The sequence below is a fragment of the Novispirillum itersonii genome (assembly GCF_014205675.1).
Taxonomy (GTDB): Bacteria; Pseudomonadota; Alphaproteobacteria; order Rhodospirillales; family Rhodospirillaceae; genus Novispirillum; species Novispirillum itersonii_A.
On record NZ_JACIIX010000020.1, the window covers coordinates 1 to 23,654 of the forward strand.

Here is a 23,654-nt window from a genome sequence, read left to right on the forward strand (position 1 = left end):
TTCGTCCGGCCAGATACCCACGTATCCCTTCCCTCTCTTCACTTGTCTAACAGCGGCGCCACCAAGGTGACTTCCAACGACGCTCCCCACCAGCTCTTCGCTGCGGCCCGCGTCGTCGGGAGGCGCTTTATAGGTCCCCAACACAGAACCGTCAAACACTATTTTCAAAAAAATGACTCTTTTCTCGGCACTTGCGCCCAAACCCGCCGCAAACCCGCGCCCGGTCAGGCCGGTTTACCGTATGTCACAAACCGGCATCACGCTGGACCGGAACCATCACAACAACGTCCCCCGCCTCAGCCAGCGCCACCACCTCAACCATCGGGCGGGGCTGCGGGGCTTCACCGTCACCGATCCACTCCGCCGCAGCCGTCAAGGCGTCGGCTATGGCGGCCGCGGCCGTTGCTCCACCACCATGACACCCCGGAAGGTCCGGGATGCGGACGCCCCAGACCTCACCCGATCCGTCCAGAATACCGTAATAGAGCATCTGCCTTCTCCAGCGATTAACGGTTATCCGCCCGCAACACGGCAAGAGCTGCGTCCGCCAACCCTGCGCTACGGTTGGTCGTCACATCATCAATCCCAGTCAGAGTCGCCCTTGAGGCGATTGCTCACGTTGACAGGAAGCAAACATAAGATACCATCTCTACCTTAGGACGAAAAATAATAATATTTCCCGGAAACTTAGCCCCGCGAACGCAGCCCAAGGATGATGTCCGTGCCACTGGCCTCTTGCATCATGCCCACATCGGGGCGACGGGCATTCCTGCCTCAGGCCATCCGCCTGTTTCAGGCTCAGGATTGGCCCTCGAAAGAACTGATCGTTCTGGATAACGGCGCCCAGCCGGTGGCCGATCTGTTACCGGACGATCCCGCCATCCGCTATGTGCGGGAACAGCCCGGTCAGCCGCTGGGACAGTTGCGCAACCGGGCCTGCGCCGAAGCACGGGGCGAATTTCTGCTGCATTGGGATGACGATGACTGGTACGCGCCCTGGCGCATCCGCTATCAGGTGGATGCCTTGCGCAACAGTGATGCCGACATTTGCGGTATCGACCGGGTTTATTTCATGGACGAGGAGCGCCGCCGCGCCTGGCAGTATGTCTACCCTGCCGACCGGGACCGCTGGGTTTGCGGTGCCACCTTATGTTTCCGGCGGGACTATTGGCAGGCGAACCCGTTCCGCCCCATCCATGTGGGCGAAGACAGCCGTTTTGTGCAGGATGCCGGTGCGGCCCGCATCGCCGTATTACCGGAAACCGGCTTTTTCATTGGCCGCGTCCATGCCGACAATACCAGCCCGAAGCAAACGCGCGCCCCCTTATGGCATCCGAAGCCCTTTGAGCAGGTACAGGCGCTGAAGCAGACGGCGGCACCGAACCCCGGTCCCGCGCCCTCCTCTCAGGCTGGCGGCGCCATGCTGGTGGCCGGGGGCGGAATCGGTGACATTCTGCGCACGACGCCTCTGATCCGGGTGCTGCACCAACTGGGGCACGAGGTGGATGTGCTGTTGCTGGCAGATTATCCCGGAGTGGCGGACCTGCTGCGCGGTGCCCCGGAAATTCGGGATCTGTGGGTGTCGTCACCCGGCAAGGCCGCCCGCGCTGTCCCCCGACGGGAGTATGGTGTTGTCCTGTACAACAGCTTTGGTGCACCCGGCCTGACCGGCATCCGAGGCACGGTCAGCACCCTGCGGTTCGATCCGGCGCGATGGAACCGCCATGGCGACAGCGCCTGCGTGGCAGAACTGGCCCAAAGCCTGGGCTGGCATGGCCCCCTGCCCTTGCCATTCGCCCGGCCATCCGAACGGCGCTTTGACCTGCCGACCGGAACCATCGCCCTGCATCCCGGCTGCAAGCCCGGCTGGCCGTGGAAACGCTGGCACGGGTTCGACCAGCTTGCCGCCCGCTTTCCCCATGTGGCTGTGGTCGGCACCGCCGAAGATCTGGAGACGGGCGGCACCTATTTCCGGCAACCCTTTCAGTGGCCCGCCCACGCCCGCATCTTTGCGGGGGCGCTGGATCTGCCCGACACCGCCGCGCTGCTCAGTCAGTGCGCGGCTCTGGTTTCCAACGACTCCGGGCTGATGCATCTCGGGGCCGCTCTGGGCATACCGACCTTTGGCATTTTCGGCATCACCAGCCCAGCGCGGGAAGCGATGCCGGTGCCCTCCATGACCTCCATCACCAAGGGCTTACCCTGCGAGGCGGCCTGCCGTCGGCGATCGTGGGGGCGTAAGGATTGCAGCCACCATCTGGAGTGTCTGAAAAGCCTGACCGCCGACGCGGTGGCCACCCGGGTCACAACCGCCCTGAGCCATCCGCAACCGCCCGCCCCTGTCAGGAACGAGGAGTCCATGCCACCCATTTCCGTCAATTATTATGGCTACATGTTCGATGCCAGCGGCTATGGTCAGGCGGCGCGGACCTATGTGCATGCCCTGCACCGGGCGGGGATCAGGCTGTCGGTGGTCGATCTCGGGGTCAAGCCGGCCCAAGTGGATGACCCGCTCGTCAGATCTCTGCTCGGCCGCGATCCACAGGCGGACTTCCAACTGTTCCACGGCATTCCGCCGCAATGGGCACAGCGGGCCTTTCCCTTCAGGCCGCAGGACGTCATCGCCATGACGGTTTGGGAAACCGACACCATGCCGCAGACCTGGCGGCCAGCCCTGTCCCATGCCGGGGATGTCTGGCTGCCCTGCCGTTTCAATGTGGAGGTGTTCGGGCGGGCCTTGAAGGCCGAGCCCTTTCTGCTCCCCCATGCCCGGACTCCCACGGTGGACCCGGCAGCACTGCCGATCGCGGAGATCGGGCCAGAGGATTGGGTCTGTTATTCGGTGTTCGAGTGGCAGGAACGCAAAGACCCGGATGCAATGCTGGAGGCCTTTTTAACCGCGTTTCCCGAAACCGACGACGCGGTTCTGGTGCTGAAGACCAGCGGAGCTGCCGCAAAAGCCGCAGCCCGTTCTCTGGAACAGGCCCGGAAAAAGACCGGATCAGAGGGACGGGTGATCCTGTGCTGTACCGGTTGGAGCGACGCGGAACTGGCAGCCCTGCATGAGCGGGGCGACTGCTATCTGTCCCTCCACCGGGGCGAAGGCTGGGGGTATCCGCTGTTTGAGGCAGCATGCCGGGGAAAACCGGTGGTGGCCCCCCATTATTCCGGCCCCGCCGATTTTCTGGACAGCGAAGCCCACCCACCGGTGCGGCACCATCCTGCCGCAGTCACCCAGCCTTATACCTATTACACCCGGCGCATGAAGTGGGCCCGGGCCGATGTCGCCCATGCCGCCGAAGTGCTGCGGCAGATCCATGACAACCGTGACGCGGCGGCTGCCAAGGCGCGGACGGCGGCGGAGCAGATTAACCTGCGTTTCTCGCTGGACGCCATCGGCCAGAGGGCCAAGGCACGCCTGACCGAGCTGCTGGCCCGCAAGGGCGGTGCGCCTGAGCTGACCGCCCTGCTGACCGCCGACCCCATCCTGAAAGCGGACGGGACAGAACCTGTCGGCAAGACTGCCGCGCCCATTCCCGGCGCATGGTACGATGCCAATTATTTCGAGCATGGCCGCACCAGCAACTGGTCACAAGGCTATCACTGGAAGCTGTTCGCCGGGGTCTTTCAGGATACTGCGGCCTATTTGACCGAACTTCTGCCCGACACTGTCACCGTGCTGGATGCCGGCTGTGCCAAGGGCTTTCTGGTGCGAACCCTGCGGCAGGCCGGACGGCAGGCCTGGGGGTTCGATCACAGTCCCTGGGCGATCGACCGGGCCGATCCGATGGCACAGCCCCACCTGAGTCTGGCGGGCGTCGATGACGTGGTGTTCGATCGCTCCTACGACCTGATCACCGCCATGTCCCTGCTCGAAAAGCTGACCGAGGATCAGTGCCGCACTTTTCTCAGCCGGGCGGCAGGCCGGGGCAAAACCCTGTTCGCGGTCATCGCCATCCCCCCTGACGGAGAGGACACCACCGCCCTTGATGGGGACCGGGACCAAAGCCGGGTCACCCTGCGCCCCGCCCATTGGTGGGAGGACCTGTTTGCCGGGTGTGGCTGGGTCCCCCATCCGGCCCAGACGGCCGCCCGCGCCCATCCCCTGCCGCGCCGGATGGGATGGCAGGTGTTTCTGCGGGCCTCGGGATCGGCGCAGCCATGAGCCGCCTGCTGGTCCATCTGGCCTCTGGCGTCGGCAATATCGTGCTGGCCACACCGCTGTTGCAGGTGCTGGCCCGCGCCGGGCATGAGGTGGACCTGCTGGTTGACGGCGACTATGGCGACACCGCCGGGCTGTTCGCGGCATGGGGCAGCCTGCGGGCCGTGCATACGGGGGGGCTTTCCGCCCTGCTGCGGGGGGGCGGATACGACCGGGTGATCCCGGCGATCCCGCCGTTCTATTGGCCGCGCTATGCCCGCCTGTATGCCCACCAGCGTAATCTGGTGCCGCGCCCGCCGAACACGGCGTTCTACGCTGATGAGCAAGCCTATTACCTGTCTTTTGCCCGCAGTCTGAACTGCGCTGTGCAGGCTGCACCATCCTGTTTTCTGCCGGTCGCCCCGGATACCCGTCAGGGCATCGGACCGCACACCGTGGTGCTGGCACCGGGATGCAAGACCGGAGAAATGGCGGCCAAGCGGTGGCCCTACTTCCCCGAGCTGGCACAGCGTTTTGCCCATGTCGCCGTGGTTGGAACCCCGGATGACCTGTTCCGCCATGATGGTTCAGCCATGCACTTTCCCGACCATGCACGGACCTTCATCGGCCAGAGGTCACTGACTGAAACAGCGGCGCTGCTGGCAGCGGCGGGAACGGTGGTGGCCAATGACAGCGGCCTTGGCCACATCGCCGCAGCCGTCGGCGTGCCGACCCTGTTGCTGTTCGGCCCCACTCCCCATGTCACCCTGGGGGCCATGGCCGATAATGTGACCGTGCTGCGTGCGGGACTGTCCTGTGAGCCCTGCTGGTTCCGCAGCAGGCTGGCAGCCTGCCGCCAGCGCGTGGACTGCCTGCATCACTTATCCGTGGACACGGTGGCGGCTGCCGTCACCGCCTTGCTGGAAGGAGCATGAGGTGGAAAAAGCCGAAGCCCACAAACCGGCAGCGCACTCCGCCGCCATCACGGCAGAGAGGAGCAGCGGCACAGAGCAATCCCATGATCTGAGCGGCAAACTCAATGGGGGGACCCACGCCCAGGGGCTCGCCCGCATGGGGCAGGCCCTGAACGGACACGGCGGCCTGCCTGTTCAATTGAAGCGGGGTGTCGAGCGGCTGTCACGCCAATCCATGGATGACGTCACCGTGCATTACGGCTCGCCGGATCCGGCCCGGCTGTCCGCCGAGGCCTTTGCCCGTGGCAATCACATTCATCTGGCCCCCGGTCAGGAACACCACCTACCGCATGAAGCCTGGCATGTGGCCCAGCAGAAGCAGGGGCGCGTGCCGGGTCAGACACAGTTCGCCGGGAGCATGGTGAACCAAGACCCTGCGCTGGAAAGCGAAGCCGATATCATGGGTCAACGGGCCCTGAGGAGCGGGCTGGACGGCGGCGATCTGCCGCCGCTGGCCCCCGCATCCCCCCTTGCCAATCCCGTCCTTCAGGGGGTTTTTGCCCAAGACGGTCAGGAATGGAAGGATAAGGACACCGACCATAAATACCGGTCCGTTCACAGTCTGGCAGACCGCCGCCTGATGGAACGCATCACCGACGGCTACCGCATCTGGGTCCGGCTCAGCGACAACCAGCCGCTTCCCGTGGATGAGGAGGACGATCAGGAACGTCTGAAAAAGGACCTGACCAAGGACGAACACCGGAGTTCGGAAGGCAAGGAAGCCGAAGAGCCGCTGGATATGGGCGACGAAGACTTCGACGACGACAGCGATTCAGACGAGGACGACAGGCTGGAGTTCGCCAATAAGCCGGAAAAAGAGCGCTATGCCTTTATCGCGCCACCGCCGGGCAAGAAGCGGAACGCTCAGGAAAAAAAGAAGCCAAATCTGGCCTTCATGGTTTCGGTCGTACCGGATCAGCCGCACCAGAACGGCAAATATGCCGCTGACGACCTGACCATCGAAACTCTGGTCATGTCCGGCGAGCGCGTCCCCACCCGGTATGGCGACGCACAGAAAAGCCACAGCGTTGCTTTTTCCCTGATCCGTACGGCCTTGGAAAGCTTTGAAACCAGACCGGTTTCCGCATTGATCAGGTTTCTGGCCGCTGAGTTCGCCGAACTGCGGGCCGACAGCGAAAAAGAAGAAGGCGCCCGACATGCGGTGGAGCAGCTTCTGCCGGATGACCTGATCGAACAGTACACCAGCGAAGCCATACCCTTGGGGACATGGAACAGCGTTCTGGCGGAGTTGCTGTACCGCTATCAGGTCATCTATCACCTCAGCCGCACTGCTGTTTATGCCAAAGGCAAGGCCAAGAACCGGGGCGAGCAGGATGCCCTGCGCCGCCTGCGCACGGCGGAGGCAGCCCTGAAGAAGGACAGCGGCACGGACCTGAAAAAGTTCTACGCGGATAATTTTGGCACGGAACGGAGCAAATTCTTCAAAGGTGCGCCGACCCCCGTACAAGACGCGCAGATGCTGATGGATCTGAATTTTAAAGTCCCCCAAGAGGACTATGTGAAGATCCTCCTGCATTGGCACAGAATGCTGCACCTCGCTTATCCGCTGATCATGGGAAAAATTGACGGCGATCTGGCAAAAGTCGTTCTGTCAAAACCGCTGCCGAAAAAGCAACATGTCAGCGGCCAGAGCAATACGGTCCAGGACTGGCTGAACCAACTGAAAGACCCGAATTTCGCCAAGGGAAAATCCGGGGACAAGAGCGGCAGCAAAAGCAGCTTCGGCGATCTGCATGCCACCGATCAGGCCATACAGATCCGGCTGGACCCCCTGAACACCCCCACCGGCGCACGGTCAGGGGAAAACCGTGCCGCCCTGCCTGACCTGTTTCTGGCTGATGACCTGTCCATTGGCCTCCTGCATATCGGCGAAGCCCGGCTGGACACCCAATTCGGCAGCAGCCAGATGTCCCATACCGTGGCCTGGACCCTGGTGCGGGCCGCTATTCTCGGCTTTTCCCACCAGCCTCTGACCAACCTGCTGGCGTACCTGTTACAAGGCTTTGACGAACTGGCCCATGACGGCGACAAGACCGCCGCCAGGTGCGCTGACCATCTGCGGTCACTGATGGGAAGTGCGCGGTCCCAGTCGGACTGGGTCAAGGAGGCGGCAGGCGCCACCGTGGAATATCTGCGTCTGGATCAAAGCTCGGCCAGCAGCACTTACTCCAAGCCGCCCAAGGGCAACTCCGAGGGACATTACATCCAGATTCTGCGCCAGAATGAAATCATGCTGATGCTGCATGGGCGCCTGTATAACACGCCGGAAGAGGTGATTGCGGCGGCGGCCAATCTGCTGGATGCCGATATCGGCCATCCCGGCCTGAGCTGGGAAAACGCCACCCGGGCGATCCTGCGCTGGGAACGCACCCTGCGTGTGGCCTTCCCGCTGCTGATGAAGGCGGGTGGCGACCGTATTCTGGCGGACTGGCACACCAGAAAAATTGGTGCCCACAGCAATCCGGCCTGGCAAACTCTGCCCGCCAAGGGAAAAGACGGCAAAAATGTCACCACGGTCGCCGACATGATCCGTCATGCCCGCAGCGAGAAAACGGTCAGCACCGAAGCAACGGTCACCCATGGCTCCCGCGATTATCTGATTCAGGAGACGGTTCGCGGTGGGGATAATCTTTATAACGCCGTTGCCGCCGGTGTTGCCGGGATGATCGCCAATGGCAGCCTGAAGGCTGCCGACGTCGCTGACAGACTGCCCACTATCCCCGTTGACCAACTGGAGCGGCTGGCCCCCCATGCCGCCCATCAGGCACCTGCCGCCAATCTGCGGGCGGTTCAGCGCATCTTGGCGCCGGCCCTGCGGGCGCACCTGACCACCCTCGTCCGCAAGGGCAAGGTTAAACTGGACCCCAAAGAGCTGGACAATAACGGCCCGGCCCTCGCCGGGGCCCTCGCCGATCTGCTGGGCCTGCGCCTAACCACCTTGACCGTGGACAAAACCGGCACCAAGGCCAGCAGCACCGCCATGGATCTGGAAGCGCCCATTCTCGGGCTGCACCGCAGCGAGGCGGGCCACTGGTCAACCCTGAAGACCTCCGAAGGGGGCCAGTTCAATCTGGCCAGCGATACGGCAGCCGATATGACCCAGCCGCACCCCTGGCGGGCGAAATTGCCGCAATTCTTGGAGAGGCACCTGCACCGGGGGATGCAGGACCGCACGATGCCGGTGGAAGGCACCTTCCGCCGTGACAACCGGACCTATGCCGCGTGGCGCACCACAGGCAATAACAATTGCTCGTTCAATGGCATGGCGCTGGTTCTGGCCGGGCTGGTCGCCCAGGGCCAGATGACGGCTGGCCATCTGGCCAAGGCCGTCACGCTGCCGGAGAAGGTGGTGGAGGAAGCGGCGGCCGCCGCGAAAACCGCCCAAACTGATCCCCGGCAGGCCGTAGCCGTAGAACAGATCCTGTCTCCGGCCCTGCGTATGGCTGCGGTAGGGGCCTTGCGTGGTGCCTTGGATATCCAGTTGCAAATGGAGCAGGAATATATCGGGGAGCTGCGCGGTCTGGTGATGCTGCGTCTGACGGGTCGGCCACAGGGGCGTGGTGACCTGTTCAGCGATCAGCGGTCTACGGTGACGGCCTTGATGGAGACCAAGGCCGAGGCGTTGCTCAGGCAGATCAAACCGGACTGCGATGGCAAGACGCCGGACGAGCAGGAAAAGATCGTCGATGCGGCCTTCACCAAGTACCAAACCGATATCGAGATGAATTTCCGCAACGACGTCCTCCCGGCTTATTTCGAGCATATGGCCACCGAGGGGGTCTGGGGCGGAGCACCGGAATTGCAGGCGCTGGCGCGGGTTCTGGGGGTACGCCTGACCCTCTTCCGCGACTATGGCGGCGGCGTGATCGGTCGGGACGAAGGGCCGGACGACCGTAGCGGGGACCCACCGGACATGGTGGAAATCGGCATGTTCCGCCACCGCGCCCGCGCCCATTGGAGCGCCGCCAGCACGGGTCAGGGGGCCTACAACCTTCGTGATGGCACCGATCGGCTGGGCAAGCCGATTCTGGCGGCACCGGTGGACTCCACCCCCATGGTGGGGCCCCGCGGGACGGGCACGGCCTCTTTCCCGTCCACGGCATCCGGGTCCAAGGCATCCGGCTCCAAAGTATCATCCGGTCGGATCGAACGGACTTTCAGCGCCCGTGGCAGGGAGTACACCGCGTGGCAGACCTCGGGCCATGACAACAACTGTTCGTTCAACGGTATTTCTCAGGTCATCGCCGGGCTGATCGCCCAAGACCGCCTGCCACAGGAACAGGTGGCCGAGGCCCTGGGCGGACAGGCACCCGATATGAAACGGCTGCTGGAACTGGCGAAACAGACACAACACGACCCTCAGGCGGCGCGGCGGATTGAACAGTCCCTCAACGATCCGCTTCGCCAGCTGGCGGTAACGGCGCTGGGGGCCCGCCCGGACCTGCGGGCGCAGATGGCCGAGGAATTCATCGACGAATTACGCGGCCATGTCTATACGGCCATCGGCGTGCCCTGGCACCGGTCCAGCGATCTGTTCGAGCACGGTGCCGAAGAAATCCAGACCTATCTTCGCACCACCGGTGCCAACATCACCGCCGCCCTTGCCGCCAGCTGCGCCGGACAGGATGCCCGGACGCAGGAACAGATCATCGACCGGGCCATCGACGCCAACCGGGCGGAGTATCTGGCCTGGTTCAACCGCGATGGCATGGCTGCCTACCAGAACCACATGCGCACCAGCGGCGTCTGGGCCGGTGGCCCGGAATTGCAGGCCCTGTCCGGACGGCTGGGCATCGCCCTGACCGTATTCCGCGACTATGGCCATGGCATCATCGGGCGGGACGAGGGACTGGCCAGTGCCGGTTCAGCCAGCGCCGCTGGCTTCAATGACGGCGAACTGGCCACCCTGCGTCAGCTGGACGTGGTGGAGGGCCGCAGCCGTGGGCCGGAAAACCTGCTGTATTTCCGCCGCCTGCCCCGCGGGAGGGTGCTGGAACACTTGAACGGCAACGCCCTGACCGAACGTTTCATGGCCCTGTACGACGCCCATTACCTGTTCCGCGACCGGGCACCGGTGGAGGCTGGCATGTTCCGCCACACCTACGCCCACTGGAGCGCCATGTCCACGGCACTGGGGGCCTATGATCTGGCCGATGACACCGACCGGCGCCACAATAAAATCGAAGAGGAAAGTGACGGCAGCAAGAAACCGGAGGACCGCCCAGAGGACCGCCCAGAGGACCGCACTGTCGACAGGCCCGATGTCAGCACCTCCGGCAAGACCATGACGGTCAACTTCGCCCGCCCCGCCCTGACGGGCGTTCAGACCATTTATTCAGACCACATGTTCGGCGGCAGGCATGGTCCCTTTACCCTGCGCAAGGTGGACCCTACGGCCAAGTCTGGTGACGCCGTCGGATTGGTGAATGCCGCCAATGAAAGTCTCATGGGCGGCGGCGGCATTGATGGCGCCATCTTTGCCGAAGAGGGAACGGGTCTCTTCAGCCGCAAGCCCAACCGCCATACGGCCATTGAGGAATGGCAGAAAAACAGCGGCCGGAAGACCATCGCCGCCGGCGAAGCCATCAGCGCCTCCTCCGGCGATCTATACTTTCGGGGTATCTCCCGGATCATCCATGCTGTCGGGCCACGGGCCGGTAACAAAAATTTCGAACAGGTGCTGCGCAACACCGTCCGCAGCGTGCTGGACAGGGCCGCCGAAGCAAAGCTGCACAGCGTCATCTTCACCAATATCAGTGGCGGCCTGTTTGGCGGCGATGCCAACCAGACCGCCCAGATTATTCTGGATGAAATCCAGCGGTTGCTGACATCACCGCTCCTGGAGTGGAAGGGGTGGCTGCCAGCCAGACTGATCTTCAACAATTTCCCGGGCCGCCCCCCGGCAATCTCGCCAAAAATGGACGCAACGACGCCACAGCGCCTGATGATGGACGAAGGGGAAGACAACACCGACGGATCCGTGACGGAAGACGACGACGATACGATCGAGGAGTTCCCTGAAGGCGCAGACGGTTACGATTCCTATGACGATGAAGAAGACGATGAGGAAGAGGATTACGAAGAGTATGACCATGATGACGAGGAAGACGACTATGACGGAGCACGGTATAAAATAAAGAAGAGGAAACTGAACACTGGGGGATCCCACACCACAAAAGAAGACAGGTTTGACTGAAACGGAGCACCCCGTCTTGCGGCAAGACATACCCCGTCAGCTGTTTGAGCGGTTTTCCTTCAACCGCTCGGCCCGGATGCCGTCATAAACATCCTGCCGCTGCACCTGTTGGGGGGTGCGGCGCACCGCTTGCAGGCAGGCGTGGCGCAGCACGTTCAGGATGCTGCCGGCGGACATTTCAAACTCTCCGGCGATGGCCGGAAGGTCAATGTCGGCGGCCAGAACAAAGGGCTGGCCCACAAACATCTCGCGCCACAGGCGCAACCGCTCCTGCACCCCCGGCATGCGGAAATAGATCACCGACTGGAACCGCCGTAAAAACGCCTCGTCCAGATTGCCGCGCAGGTTGGTGGCCAGAATGACAATGCCGGGATACTCCTCGATCCGTTGCAGCAGATAGGCCACCTGCTGATTGGCGGAGCGGTCATTGGAACTGCGGGTTTCCGTACGCTTGCCGAACAGGGCATCAGCCTCGTCGAAAAACAGCACCCAATGCTGCTGCTGTGCCTGATCGAACAGCCGCGCCAGATTTTTTTCGGTCTCGCCAATCCATTTGGACACCACCATCGACAGATCGACGCGATAGACCGGCATACCGGTGGCCTTGCCCAGCAGGCTGGCGGTCAAGGTCTTCCCGGTGCCGGGCGGACCATAGAACAGGCTGCGATAGCCGGGCTTCAGGCGCCGCCCCAGCCCCCAGTCCTGCATCATGGTTTCGTGATGCCTGATCCAGGCCCGGATATCCTCGATGGCGGTCAGGGTGGCGCTGTCCAGCACAAGATCAGACCAGTCCAATGGTGTGGTCAACCGCTGCGCCGGAAAGTCGGGCGATGGCGGCGGGTCACGGTCCAGCCCGGTCAGGATGCGGTCCAGATGGCGGGCCGAAACCCGCAACACCGCCGCCTGCGCAGGTTCCCCGGGCTGGCGGTGATCCAGCGCCACCAGATCGGCAGCCAACAGCGGCCGGTCAGGCTCAAACAGCCGACGATGGTGCAGGCGGGCGGCGAGATCGTCACCGGCCAGCAGAAACAGGGCCGTTTCCACGGTGGGGATCAGGCCGCCGTGATTGTGGCCGACAATCCCGCCGAATTCGGTGAAGCGGCGGCCAATCGACTGATTATGCAGCAGGAACAGGTCCAGAGACTTTGGCCGCACTTCAGGGATCAAAGCCAGAATCAGCACCAGCCGCTCCGCCGGGGTCAGGCCATGACGGCGCACCAGATCGGCATAAGCCCCATAGATGGGCAGATCCGGCGGGGCCTCCAGCGCATCGGCAACGGCCAGATCCGGTATCTCGCCCGTATGCGCGGCGAACCGGCGGTCCCGCACCAACCGGAACCAGTCGATTTCCTGACGCAGGACATGGGCATTGGCGGCACTGAGGTCATGGCTCATGGGCATCACCAGGTTGTGGTCAGCGCCGTGCGCTGCCAGGGATGAAAGATCATCGAAAAGCCCCATGGCACCTGATCGACCAGCACATCAAGGGTCTTGCGCTGCACGGTCAGGTGCCAGCCGCCGTCACGGCGCTCCAGCCTGCCCTCCCGTTGCAGGAAGCCCTCGCGCAGGGCCGCAGGTGAGTTTTTGGAGAGAATGGTCCAGTTGGCCAGCATGGCGGCCAGCAACTGCGCCCCCACCCCCAGCTCCTGTTCGGTCCGCGTGATGGACGGTTCGATGGCGGCCGCCGGATCCAGTCCGCACAGAACCTTATTCAGGGCCAGACCCTGCTCCGGGCGGGCGGTCTGTTCATCGACCAGCCATTGCAGCAGATGCACGGCGCGGGAGGCCGCCTCAACATCACGCAGGGCAGGCTTACCGTCGCTGCCGGTGCCTAACAGATCCAGAGTCCGGAACAGATGGGGCAGAAACGGCCCGGCCAGCACCAGACCGGCATTGTCCACATACAGGGCCCCGTCCTGACCGGCGGCGCCCCCCCCTTCCAGCCCGAACGCGGTTCGCCCCGGCGCTGGCTGGTGCGGCACCGGGGGGGGAGAGGGTTTTCTGGGCGGCTCCACCGGAGCCGGACGCAGGATACCCGGCAACCAGGCATGGCCGATGGTCCGGGCCAGATCCCGCGCCCGGTCCAGCACCCGGCCCGCCAGATCTGTGTCCTTCACCCCCAGAGCAGCCAGAACCCGGGGCACCAGGGCATGGGCGCTGCGCTGCTGCCGGGGCTGATCGGCAAGGTAGTCGAACAGCGCCGCCCAGGGCAGACGGTGGGCGCTGCCCTGACGCTGCGGTGCGGTCTGACGCCACGCCGTGCCCAGAACGTCCACCACGTCGATCAGCAGGCGGGCCTGCCCCGGCTCGCTTAAGCGCACCAACCGCACAATCAGCCGATCAGGCAAGCGGCTGGACCAACGGCCCCGCACCTGAGGCTGGCGCAGCAGGCGGCGCACGTCATCGCGGAAATCGCGGTCCCCGGCATCGGCCAAAGCGATGGATGCCTCAATCAGCACATCCTCCGGCACCCCCGCTGACGGGGACCCGGCGAGGAAATCGAGGGTGGCGCGACGCAGATCAAGAGGGTCCGGCGGCAACAGCCGCCGCAGGGCCCGCCGCACCGGATCCGGCAGGCGGGTCAGGGCCTGCCGCGCCGCCTGCGGAAACCGACGTGCCAGAACCACCAATACAGCCTGAAACCGTTCACGCTCTTCGGTCGCCAGCACCGGATCAGCCGCAGCAGCCAGCAGATCGTCCAAGGCCCACTCCACAGGATCGGCGGGCACGGCAGGCGCGGTGGCCACCGGGGCCGTCAGACCTGCCAGAACCTCGGTCAGGTCCACCGGCCCCTCCCCCAGCGCTGCGGCCAGCAGGCGGGCCAAGGCCACCGGCAGCAGGTCTGGCGTCAGTCTCGCCAACGGTCCCTGCCCGGTCCGCCCCCACGCCATGGCCGCCCAAGGGGCCAGCCGCTCCAGCAGGGCACGGGCCCCCGGTTCGCCCAGAAGCGCAACGATGGTGGCGGCCATGCGCGGCCTGTCGGCGGCCTCGGCCTCGGCAAACAGCCGACGCAACCGGTCCGGCGGCATGGTGCTGAAACCGGCGACAGCGGCCGCCTGACCGAGCGGCGGATCCGCGATGGCCGCCCACCACGGCAATCGCCCGGTCTGCAAAAGATGATAGAGAGCAGCCATGCGGTCGAACCGCTGGATCAGACCGGCACGACGGTGCCACCGACCGGCCGCCCCCAGCCCATCACCGCCAGCCAGCCGGGCCAGCAGCACCGCCCAGGCCCGGCGCTCCTCGCGTGGGTCGGGAAAATCCAGCCGGGACGCCAGAACCAGCGCCCGCTTTTGATCGGCAGGCGACAACAAGCGCACAATGTCCTCGGGCGTCAGGGCCTCCAACAGGCGCTCAACCGCCTGAGGCCAGACCGCCGGATCGGCAGCCAGCCGCCGCACCAGCGTCGCCAGCCCAGCGCCATGACTGGCGGCAAGCCGGGGCAACATCAGGGCCGGGGACGGACCGGCGGCCCGCCTGCCCCGCAAATACGCCTCCACACCGGCCAGAGCCTCCGTCGGCGCTGCGGTCAGGTCCGCCAACAGGGCATCCAGCAGGTCAAGCAGCGATCCGCCCGGTATTTTGGCGGTACGGAACACCACTGCCAGCCCCCGCCGCAATGTGGCCAGAAGATCCGGCAGGGGGATGGCTTCGTGCTCAGCCAGATCCCGCAACAGGGTGCCGACGAAAACGCGGCGATTGAACTGCGAGCCGGATTGCCGGGCCATCTGGGCCAGCGCAAGCACCCACAGCAGGTGCGTCAGGGCCTGTTCCCCCAGCCGAACCAGCGGCTCTACCCGGTGGGCCTGTATCACATCGGCCATGTAGTTCTGCACCAGCGGCGCATGCTCGCGGTCCAGCAGAACCAGCATCTGCATCAGGTCGTCGGGACCGGTGGCACGGATCAGCTGCTTGACGCCTGACAGGTTTCCGGCCAGCGCCCGCAGCCTCCGCACCAGATCCGCCGGTCTGTCCGCCGGTGGAACCGCATCCCCGGAGGAGCTGACCTTCAGGTCCGGCGCAGGAGGGGGTTTCTCCCCGTCGGCCAGAACCTCCTGCAACACCGCCGGGAGGGAACTGGCGAGGGACAGACGACGCCCGACGCTCTCCAGCGCCCGGCGCAGACTCTCCAGCAGGGCGTGGTATTCCAGCCCGGTGGCCCGGGCCGTCTTCCGCAACAGGTCAGCCACATAGCTCTTTTGGTTGAAGTGCGATCCATCCAGCGACAGCAGAAAGCGCAGGGTCAACACCCAGACCAACTGACAGAAGCGCGTCTCGCCCAGCGGAACCAACGGATCGGCGCGATGCAAGGCCCCCAGATCCCCAAGATAGGCCAGAATCAGCGGGGCGTTGGCCGACTCCAGTTCCGCCAGCACCAGCCGCAGGCTGGCATCGTCCGCCTGCAACACCAGCCGCTCGGCCACCTGACTCTGCCTGCGGGTCTGCCGCAACAGATCGGCCAAAGCCCTTGGCTGGTCCGCCGCCAGACGGGCGAGTTGGGACCGGGGCAGAAACCCCGGATCCACCGGACCCATCGGCAGGGTGCCGTGGATCAGGTAATGCCGGATGACCCAGACCCTTCCGGCCGCGGCGGACAACACCCCCTCCCCCGCCGTCACCCGGTCACGCGGGGCCACAGCCACCGCCGCCGCCAGTCCGTCAGTCAAGGCGGACTCAAGAGCCAGAGCCAGAGCCTGTTCGAACCCCTGCTCCGGCAGGAGGCCAAGATCCAGATCCAGCCGGTCCAGCACCACCTGCCGTCCTTCGGGCAATGCTGCGGCCAGAACGCGGTCCAGCAGTGTCGGCAGGTGCCGGGCCATCCAGTGATCAAGACGGCGGTGCAGGTCCAGCGCCAGATGTTCGTCGGCAACCTCCACCTCCCACGACAGCCGCCCGATGACATGCCGCCCGGTCACGCCTGCTCCCCGTCATGGGCGATCAGAAAATCCCGCAGCCGGGCACAGGCCCACGCCAGCCGCCCGTCGCCATTATCGCGCAGGGCGTTCAGCCAGTCATGGCGCAGGGACAGAAAACGGCGCATCTGCCGATGATTCAGATAGCAAAACCGCAAGGCAACATGGGCCGGGCTGTTTTCACGCACCGTCGCCTCCACCTGCCGCCGCATGGCATCAGGCTGGTCATCCCCTAAAATGCAGGCCGACAGCACGACCGACAGGGTGAAAGCATAGGGGAAGGGGGTGATCTCCCCGGGTCGGCGGGCGGCCCGCAGCAGCAGATGTTCCACCACATAAAGCCGCCGCGACAGGACCAGCAGGTCAGCCGCATGGGCAAGAATACGGGCCACCTCGGCAAAGCAGGATTCCAGTGTGGCGAACTTGCCCAAATGCCAGCAACGGTCATTGCCCGGAACCCGGCAGATCAGACTGACCTGACGGTCACGGGGCAGCACGCCCAAGCGGAAAGAATCTATGGACTGAAGCACAGGCAGCAGATCGGCGGCAACCGTATGGCCGACAAACGGCGAGTCCGCCCCCGGATCGACGGCAGGCAGCAAAGAGGGATCAACCCGGATGAACCCGTCGATGGTCTGGGTGCTGGCCTCGGCGCTCAGAAACCGGCCAAAGCTGGCGTCCAGAGGATCCTCCACCACGGTGACCATGTCCAGACCACTGTCGCCCCGGTCGTCCATGCTTTCCAGCAAGCCCAGCTCGATGCGGGTCTTGATCTCCATGCCCGGCCGGTTAACCGGGCTGGACGGGCGGCCATAGTCAAACCCCCGGCCCCGGTTGGCGGTTGCCGCCACCAGCCGATGCAGCAAGGCCCGTTTGGCATGGATCAGGGCCTGCGCACCGCTGTCGCCGCCCTGCTGGCAGTCGCAATCGGGCGATGGCGGCAGGGTGAGCTGTTCGGCATAAAGGGCCAGCAGATAATTGAGAAAACGGTTGCGCCGCTCTGGCGCCGGATCGCTGGCGGCCACCACCCGGTGCAGCCCTTTTTCATAGTCATCGGAGAGCAGCGGCTCCACTCCGGGCACCCGCCCGGCCAGACTTTGGCTGAAATAGGTGGGACCGTGACCTTCGCGGGCGGAATACAGGTCGCGCACATGGGCAAGCTGGCTGAAATAATCGGCCAGAACCTGCTCGAACGGCAGCAGATAGCCCTTCAACTGCTTGGCCTGCCCCTGTCGCACCGGGGTGGCGTTGGCGGGCAGCCCGTATTCACTGATACCGTACAGGTTGGGAAACTGATTCTGTACGGAATAGTAGCTGGCAGGGTCAAACCACTGGCCCTGCGGGGTTGGAAAATACCGCCGGTACTCGGCAGCCAGCCGATAGGTGCGCCGCTGTGCCGCCCAAAGCCGTGCCAGCTGGCGGCGCACCCGGTCCTGCGGCGGATGGCAGAGAACGCCGTTGCGCCACAGGTGGATGGGGTCCGGCCCCTGCCCGCTTCCCGGCCCGCCCTCTTTCCCGCCGTTTGTCAGCATCAGAATGGTCCGGCCATTGACCGGAATGCTGTCGCCGGAACCATAGGGCGTTTCCCCGCCCTCCACCCGCACCGACAGATCAGACACCGACACCACCCCCTCCACCGAGGCCATGGCCCGCAGGATATCGGCAACCGGAATACTGCTGGCTTTCGGCCCCAGCTGATCGGCCTGAATAAAGCCGTTCCGCATCAGCGGGCCGTCAAAGATCCCGGCGGGGGTCAGTCCTGCGTCCAGCATCTGCGACAGGGATTTCCGGCGCGGCTCCGGTGCCAGCAGCATTCCCACCGCAAACAGCATGTCGGCCAGAATCAGGGCGGAGTCACGCCCGCCATCCAGCAGCACCGATGCCCGCACGGTGGCGGCGCGGGGCTCAAGCACATGCACATGCCGCACATCCTCGCACAGGGCACGGAAGCGGCGGTAGACCCGCAGGACCCCATGGCGCACCTGTTCAGCCGTCGGGCCGTTACAGCCGCAGGGATCCAGTTTTGGAGCAAGCACGGCAATATCGTAAAGACCGTTGACGCCATCACGGGCCGGGACCGGCGTCAGCCAGACATTGCCCAGCTCAGGCAGCCAATCCAGAATCACGCGGCGGAAATCATCGGCGGTAACGGGTGCCGAGGGAAAAATGGCCCGGGCCGGATACAGGGATTGCCCGCGCAGGTCGATCGGCGCGGGCCCCCCGCCAGCACGGGGCGCGGCCAGAATATCCGCCACCGGATAATCGGCGCGGTAGGCCAGCTCAGTCAGGGCATAACAAAGCTGCTCGACGATGGTGACACCGGGATCATGCTCGTTATAGTCCGTCCAGATCGCACCGGACAGGTCCTGCAACAGGGCCAGCGCGTCTTCCAGCAGGGTCACATAGTTCAGGCCGGGACCCTCGGGCGGAACCGGCGAAAGGGTGGGCGACAGGGTCATGCCGCACCTCCGTCGTCATCAACGGCCGTAATATCGTGGTGCGGTGCTGACGTCAGATAGCACCAGGACAGGGAAGCCGGATCGGGATCATAGCCAAAGGCAATCTCCAGAATCGCCGCCACATAGGGACGGGAGCGGATAAAGGCGGCGATGGCATCCTCGGTGACATAACGCCCGCCTAAGGCGGCACGGGCGACATCGTAATACCAAGGCGACAGCCAGCCGATAAGGTCCTGCTCCAACCGTTGCGGCGTTCCGCCATTGTCAAACAGCACATCGGCGGTCACGCAGATGCGCACATAGGTCGGGTTGGCCACCTGCAAGGCCACGAACGGCGACGCCAACCCTTGCAGATAAGTCCCGATTTCCGCCAGTTGCAGGGCATTGGCCACCGGCACGGTGGGGTCGGCGACGTCAGGAGTGGCCGGACCGGGCACCACAACCACCAGCACCGCCCCGGCCTGACCGCCGCCGCTGGCCGAAAACGCAGCCAAAGCCTGACACTGCCAGACGAAGGGAAATTCCGCCAGAACCAGCCGGGCATAATCCCAGGCCTGCACCGCCCGGTTCTTGTGCCGCAGACGCTCCCCCAGCCAGGGATAGAGATCCTCTCCCACCAGCCGGGGACGGCCCCCAAAGGAGTCCAGCGGCTGCGTGACAGTGCCGATCCCCGCCAGCGGGGACGCCGCCGCCTTGATGGTTCCTTCCGGCACAGGCGTCACCCCCAGACTGTCGGCACCACCGGGACCGATCCATTGAGCCTCCAGCGCGTTGGGGATGACGGCGGCGGTCCGGGGAAACTGCTCGGGTGCCTGATGGGTGGTGGCGGCAAGCCATACAGAGTCCGCGGGTAACTGAGTGACCGCCGCCGTCCCCGATGCGGGCAGATCGAAGGCAAGAATCCCGGAATTCTGCAAGCCATTGGTGCCGTCCGACACCGGGGGCAAAGGAAGCCAGGACTGTCCGTCAAGGCGGGTCCACCTCAGGGGGGGCGGCTGATCGGTCCAGTCGGCGGGGGATGATGCCATCTGGAACAGCAGGCTCAGGGGCTGTGCGCCGCTGATACCGGACAGTCCCAGCAGCAGAGTGGCATCACCCGCCAAGGGGGGCAGCAAGGGTACCACGCCCTCCTCCGGCCAGACCACCGGCGCGGTCCCACCGAAGGGAGTCAGGTAAAAAAACTGGGTCTGCCCGTCCATCACGGTCTGGACCGGCAGACTGCTGGCAGCCTGATAGTCAATGGTCAGGGAGGCCATCATGGGCTGCCAGGGCTGATTGGGATACCGCACCGCCGGTTTGGGGGAAAGCTGTTCACTCAGACAGGTTGCCATACAGGCGTCCGCCGCCTGTGTCAGGGTGGCCTTGGCGGTGGCCAGCCCGATCATGGCCACCACCCGCCCCGAGGCCCCGGAAGCGGCGCTGGCAGCAGACTGTACGGCAATCAGCGCGGTTGCCGTGTCCAGCAGAGTGTCCCCGGCCTGCGCCAGCGTACCCGCCTCCCCGGACAGGCCCGCACAGTGGGCCTTTGACCAGCCCTGCAACTGACCGATCACCTCGGCCATCCCGGCGGACGGATCACGCCGCAGGAGGCTGACCAAACGGGACAGCAGGCCATCCTCCTCCTGATGATCGGGGATGGCCGCCAGATCGGCGCGCATGGCATCGGCATCGCCGCCGCCTGACCGTGCCACCTTGTCCACCACCGTGCTGAACGCGCCCCGCGCCAGACCGGCCAGTCCCTTGACGGCCGTGATCAGCGATGCCTCCACCATGTCACTGGAACTGACGCCATGCGCCCCGCCGTCCAGCGCATCAGCGGCGGCGGCCACCACCTGCGTTCCATCGCCCAGACAGTTCCGCACCGGGGCGCAACGGGCCCGGCACACCGCCTCGGCCCGCACCGGGTCCGGCAGATCGGCGGTCACCGCCGCCATCACATTGCGGGCATAAAGCTGATCGCCAAAGGCATAGGACGGTGCCGACAGGGTCAGGCGCAACGCCGAGTCGGTCGGCTGGTAATAGGCGGGCGGATCGGTGGGGACCGGTGCCAGATCAGAAAACACCGACTGCGCGGTCAGGGGGGCATCGGGATCGGGGATGGCCGGGTCAGCCCCCGTGCGGAACAGGTAGTGGGACAGGCCGGACGGCGACCCCAACGGGTCAGCCAAAGTCCAGTACCCCGGCTGATCCACCGAAATATCCGCCAGAAAGGTCTGGTTGTCGAACAGGTCGGGCACCGGTGTGCCGTCCGGTCCCAGAATGTAATCCTGATAATAGGTTTTAAAGCCCTGATCCGTTTGCGGCAGAGTGTACCAGACAGTGTTCAGGGACAGGCTGTCCAGCTGCTTGGCGAACAGTTCCGGCTGGCTGATCACCAGCGAAGACCCAAGGGCCGCGGGAGCACCGAAGGGAGAAAAGGGCTTGCTGGCCGACACGGTGCCATTGGCATTGGACAGGGCCGTCGGTGCCAGCCCGGCCACCGACACCTGCAACGACACACCGGTCAGATCCAGCCCGCCCAGAATGGCATACGGAAAGACCTCAACCTCGGTGCCGATGCTGCCCACCGCGATGCGGTCCTGCGTCACGTAGCCCGTCAGAACCGGCGCTCCGGTGTCGGGCGCAGCCGGTCCCGGCGGTTCACCGCCGGGGGGTGTCGCCCCCTTGGGCAAGGGCGTCCCCACCGGCAGCACCGCCGCCGCAGTGTCCGGCAGCGCGATGGACATGGTAAAATCCATATCGCGGCCCCGCCCCTGCCCCAGCGCCACGGTCACATCATCCACCGCCAGCCATCCGCCCGCCGCCGACAGGAACAGGGATAAACCACCGCCCAACACCTGACACAGAATCTGCCCCGCCGGAACGCCGGTCTGTCCGGCCAGCTGCTGCACCAACGGCAACACCCGCAGCAGCGAGGCATTGCTGAAAGACAGAACCAGCAGCAGGGAACGCTGGCCACCGCTCAGCAGCAAAACCGGCGACGACAGGGCAAATCCCAGCGTTGCCGCAGCGGTGGTCTCGATACCGGCCGTGCCGCACGCCGCCTCGCCGAAGGTGGCCCAGGACACCGGCGCGGGTTTGGTCGGCAGGGCCACGGTGGTGGTCAGCACCTGCGATGGCACCAGAGTGGGCGAAACCTGCGGCGGCGAGGTGGCGCTCTCGAACAGAGGGGCCGTCACCCGCCGCACCATCCACACCTCAGCCACGGCCGCCGCCGTCACGCCCAGACTGCTGAGGCTTTGATAGGCAATCGCCTGTCCGGCCTGATCGGTGCCAGCGGGGAACTGCGTTCCCGCCGGGACCGAGACGACCGTATCCACAGGCGGCACCGACGGCGTGAAGGTCAGAAACAGGCGGTCCGGTTCTTCCGCCCGGACGGTTTCGCGCAGCACATCACCGTAATAAAAGCGGGTGAGGCGGCTGGAAAAGGTGTCCAGCGCTGCCTGCGGCTGGCTGAACAGCCGGGCAAAGGCGATATACAGGGCGGCCTGAGGGGCATGATCGGCAGATGTCAGCGACGGCAGCAGGTGCTGGGCAGCAAACTGGCGTAACTCGGCAAGCCCTTGGATAAACTGGGTGAAAATGGCAGCCAGAGTCTCCAGCAATGCCCCAAAGCCACGCTCCCCCCGGCAATCGTGGTGGCCGTGATGCGGCCCCAGCCCCCAGTGCGGCCCAAAGGCCGACAGATCAAGCCCCGACCGCCCACCCCAGTCTTCGCCCCGGATCAGCGAGGCCAGTTGCCGTAAAGCCTCCGCCAGTTCCCGGCGCACCAACGCCATCAGCCGGTCGTGCAACAGCTGCCCGACCGGCGATTGCGGCCCGGCCACCGGCCAGGACAGCCAGCGCTCCACCAAGGTGGCCAGATCCAGAATGGCGCGGGCCAGTTGCCACAGGCAGTCCAGCCTGCGGTCCTGCAAGTGGGCGGCGCGGGCCTCGGCCAGCAGGGTATCGAAGTGACGTTCGGCCCCCTGAAGATCCATCTGCGCAATACTGGCGAGGGCAAAGGTAGGATCGGCGGCGAAGAACAGGCTCCAGTCACCGTCAGGCCGGTCTTCCAGATCGTAGAACACGATCAGCCGGGCATACTCGACGGCGAACGCCAGCAATTGGTCAAAAGTACGCTCATCCGGTGCCACATAAGCATCGGACAGGGCGGCCATACGCCGGTCCATCTGGTTGTCGGCGCCATTCAGCACCAGAAGCCCCGGCGGCAGGCTCATCCTCCCCTCGCCGGGGCCAGAGTCGCCTCAACATGATAGAAAGGATAAACCAGATTGCTGCGCACATTGGTCTGACGGATCAGGTAATCCAGCCCAATGTTCAGGATGCCCTGCTCGGCATCATCTTGCAGCACCTGAACATCCAGCACGGTCACCCGCGGTTCCCAGGTGGTGATTTCCTGTACCACGATGGTCTTGATCTGGTTGATCAGGGTGGTGTTCAGCACCGCAAACACCTTTTGCCACAACACGGTGCCATACTCCGGCACCATGATGCGCTCGCCGATATTGGTCGAGAACAGCACCCACAGGCTTTCATGGATATCCTGAGCATCAGACACCATGACCACGCTGGCCGTCCGCCGCGAGAATGTGGGCGGAAAGCTCCAGCCCGTACCGAGGAAGGATTTGCCCTCTGCCGCCATGACCTAACCGCCAATCAGAACCGTGGGAAAGCCAAGCGCCACCATACCGCCGTGGGCCGTGCTGTCCCCCATGCGAACCGCTGGCTTGCCACCGATCAGAACCGTCATCGACCCCTTGATCAGGCTGTCGGACGGCCCGACGCAAACCGCCATATCGCCCACCACAGCCGCCGGTAACCCCCCGATTAACACCGTGGGCACCCCCGGCCCGGCCACCGGCCCCCCCACATGGGGCACCGGCGGCACCGATGGATTGACCATCGGGCAGGTGTGCAGATCGGTAATCCGGGCAGCAGGGGGCATCG

At 64.9% G+C, this 23,654-nt stretch carries 10 protein-coding genes; 3 read left to right on the forward strand and 7 right to left on the reverse strand.

What is annotated here, in order from left to right; translation table 11 throughout:
• Positions 1-244: 244 nt before the first annotated feature.
• Complete coding sequence (locus FHS48_RS18485) at positions 245-490, reverse strand: type II toxin-antitoxin system HicB family antitoxin (protein ID WP_184265943.1); 246 nt, start codon at positions 488-490, stop codon at positions 245-247.
• Between the two features lie 231 nt (positions 491-721).
• Here FHS48_RS18485 and FHS48_RS18490 point away from each other — a divergent pair, with 231 nt between their 5' ends.
• The 3 genes from FHS48_RS18490 to FHS48_RS18500 are packed head-to-tail and all read left to right on the forward strand — an operon-like array spanning position 722 to position 11,332.
• The gene (locus FHS48_RS18490; protein ID WP_184265946.1) at positions 722-4,165 is read left to right on the forward strand and encodes a glycosyltransferase; all 3,444 of its coding nucleotides are present in this window, start codon (positions 722-724) and stop codon (positions 4,163-4,165) included.
• Positions 4,162-5,076: a glycosyltransferase family 9 protein gene (locus tag FHS48_RS18495; protein WP_184265949.1), complete on the forward strand. Its 915-nt coding sequence runs from the start codon at positions 4,162-4,164 to the stop codon at positions 5,074-5,076. The genes FHS48_RS18490 and FHS48_RS18495 overlap by 4 nt, the downstream gene beginning before the upstream one ends.
• Before the next feature lies 1 nt (position 5,077).
• Entirely contained in the window at positions 5,078-11,332 is a 6,255-nt protein-coding gene (locus tag FHS48_RS18500; RefSeq protein ID WP_184265951.1) for a macro domain-containing protein, read from the forward strand.
• Positions 11,333-11,368: 36 nt separating this feature from the next.
• Here the strand turns inward: FHS48_RS18500 and FHS48_RS18505 are convergent, their stop codons facing one another.
• The 6 genes from FHS48_RS18505 to FHS48_RS18530 form a co-directional block, all read right to left on the reverse strand.
• A complete protein-coding gene (locus tag FHS48_RS18505) occupies positions 11,369-12,727 on the reverse strand; it encodes an ATP-binding protein (protein WP_184265954.1) in 1,359 nt (452 codons plus the stop codon).
• A 5-nt stretch (positions 12,728-12,732) separates the two neighbouring features.
• Positions 12,733-16,248: a contractile injection system tape measure protein gene (locus FHS48_RS20550; RefSeq protein WP_184265984.1), complete on the reverse strand. Its 3,516-nt coding sequence runs from the start codon at positions 16,246-16,248 to the stop codon at positions 12,733-12,735.
• Entirely contained in the window at positions 16,245-18,704 is a 2,460-nt protein-coding gene (locus FHS48_RS18515) for a hypothetical protein (RefSeq protein WP_184265987.1), read from the reverse strand. The genes FHS48_RS20550 and FHS48_RS18515 overlap by 4 nt, the downstream gene beginning before the upstream one ends.
• Positions 18,701-22,924 carry a baseplate J/gp47 family protein gene (locus FHS48_RS18520; RefSeq protein WP_184265990.1) on the reverse strand — a complete coding sequence of 1,408 codons (4,224 nt, stop codon included), beginning with the start codon at positions 22,922-22,924 and terminating at the stop codon, positions 18,701-18,703. Before FHS48_RS18520 ends, FHS48_RS18515 begins: the two co-directional genes overlap by 4 nt.
• Complete coding sequence (locus FHS48_RS18525) at positions 22,921-23,268, reverse strand: GPW/gp25 family protein (protein ID WP_184265993.1); 348 nt, start codon at positions 23,266-23,268, stop codon at positions 22,921-22,923. The genes FHS48_RS18520 and FHS48_RS18525 overlap by 4 nt, the downstream gene beginning before the upstream one ends.
• 84 nt (positions 23,269-23,352) lie before the next feature.
• Positions 23,353-23,652, reverse strand: a complete 300-nt coding sequence (locus FHS48_RS18530; protein WP_184265996.1) for a PAAR domain-containing protein — start codon at positions 23,650-23,652, stop codon at positions 23,353-23,355.
• Between the last annotated feature and the right edge of the window lie 2 nt (positions 23,653-23,654).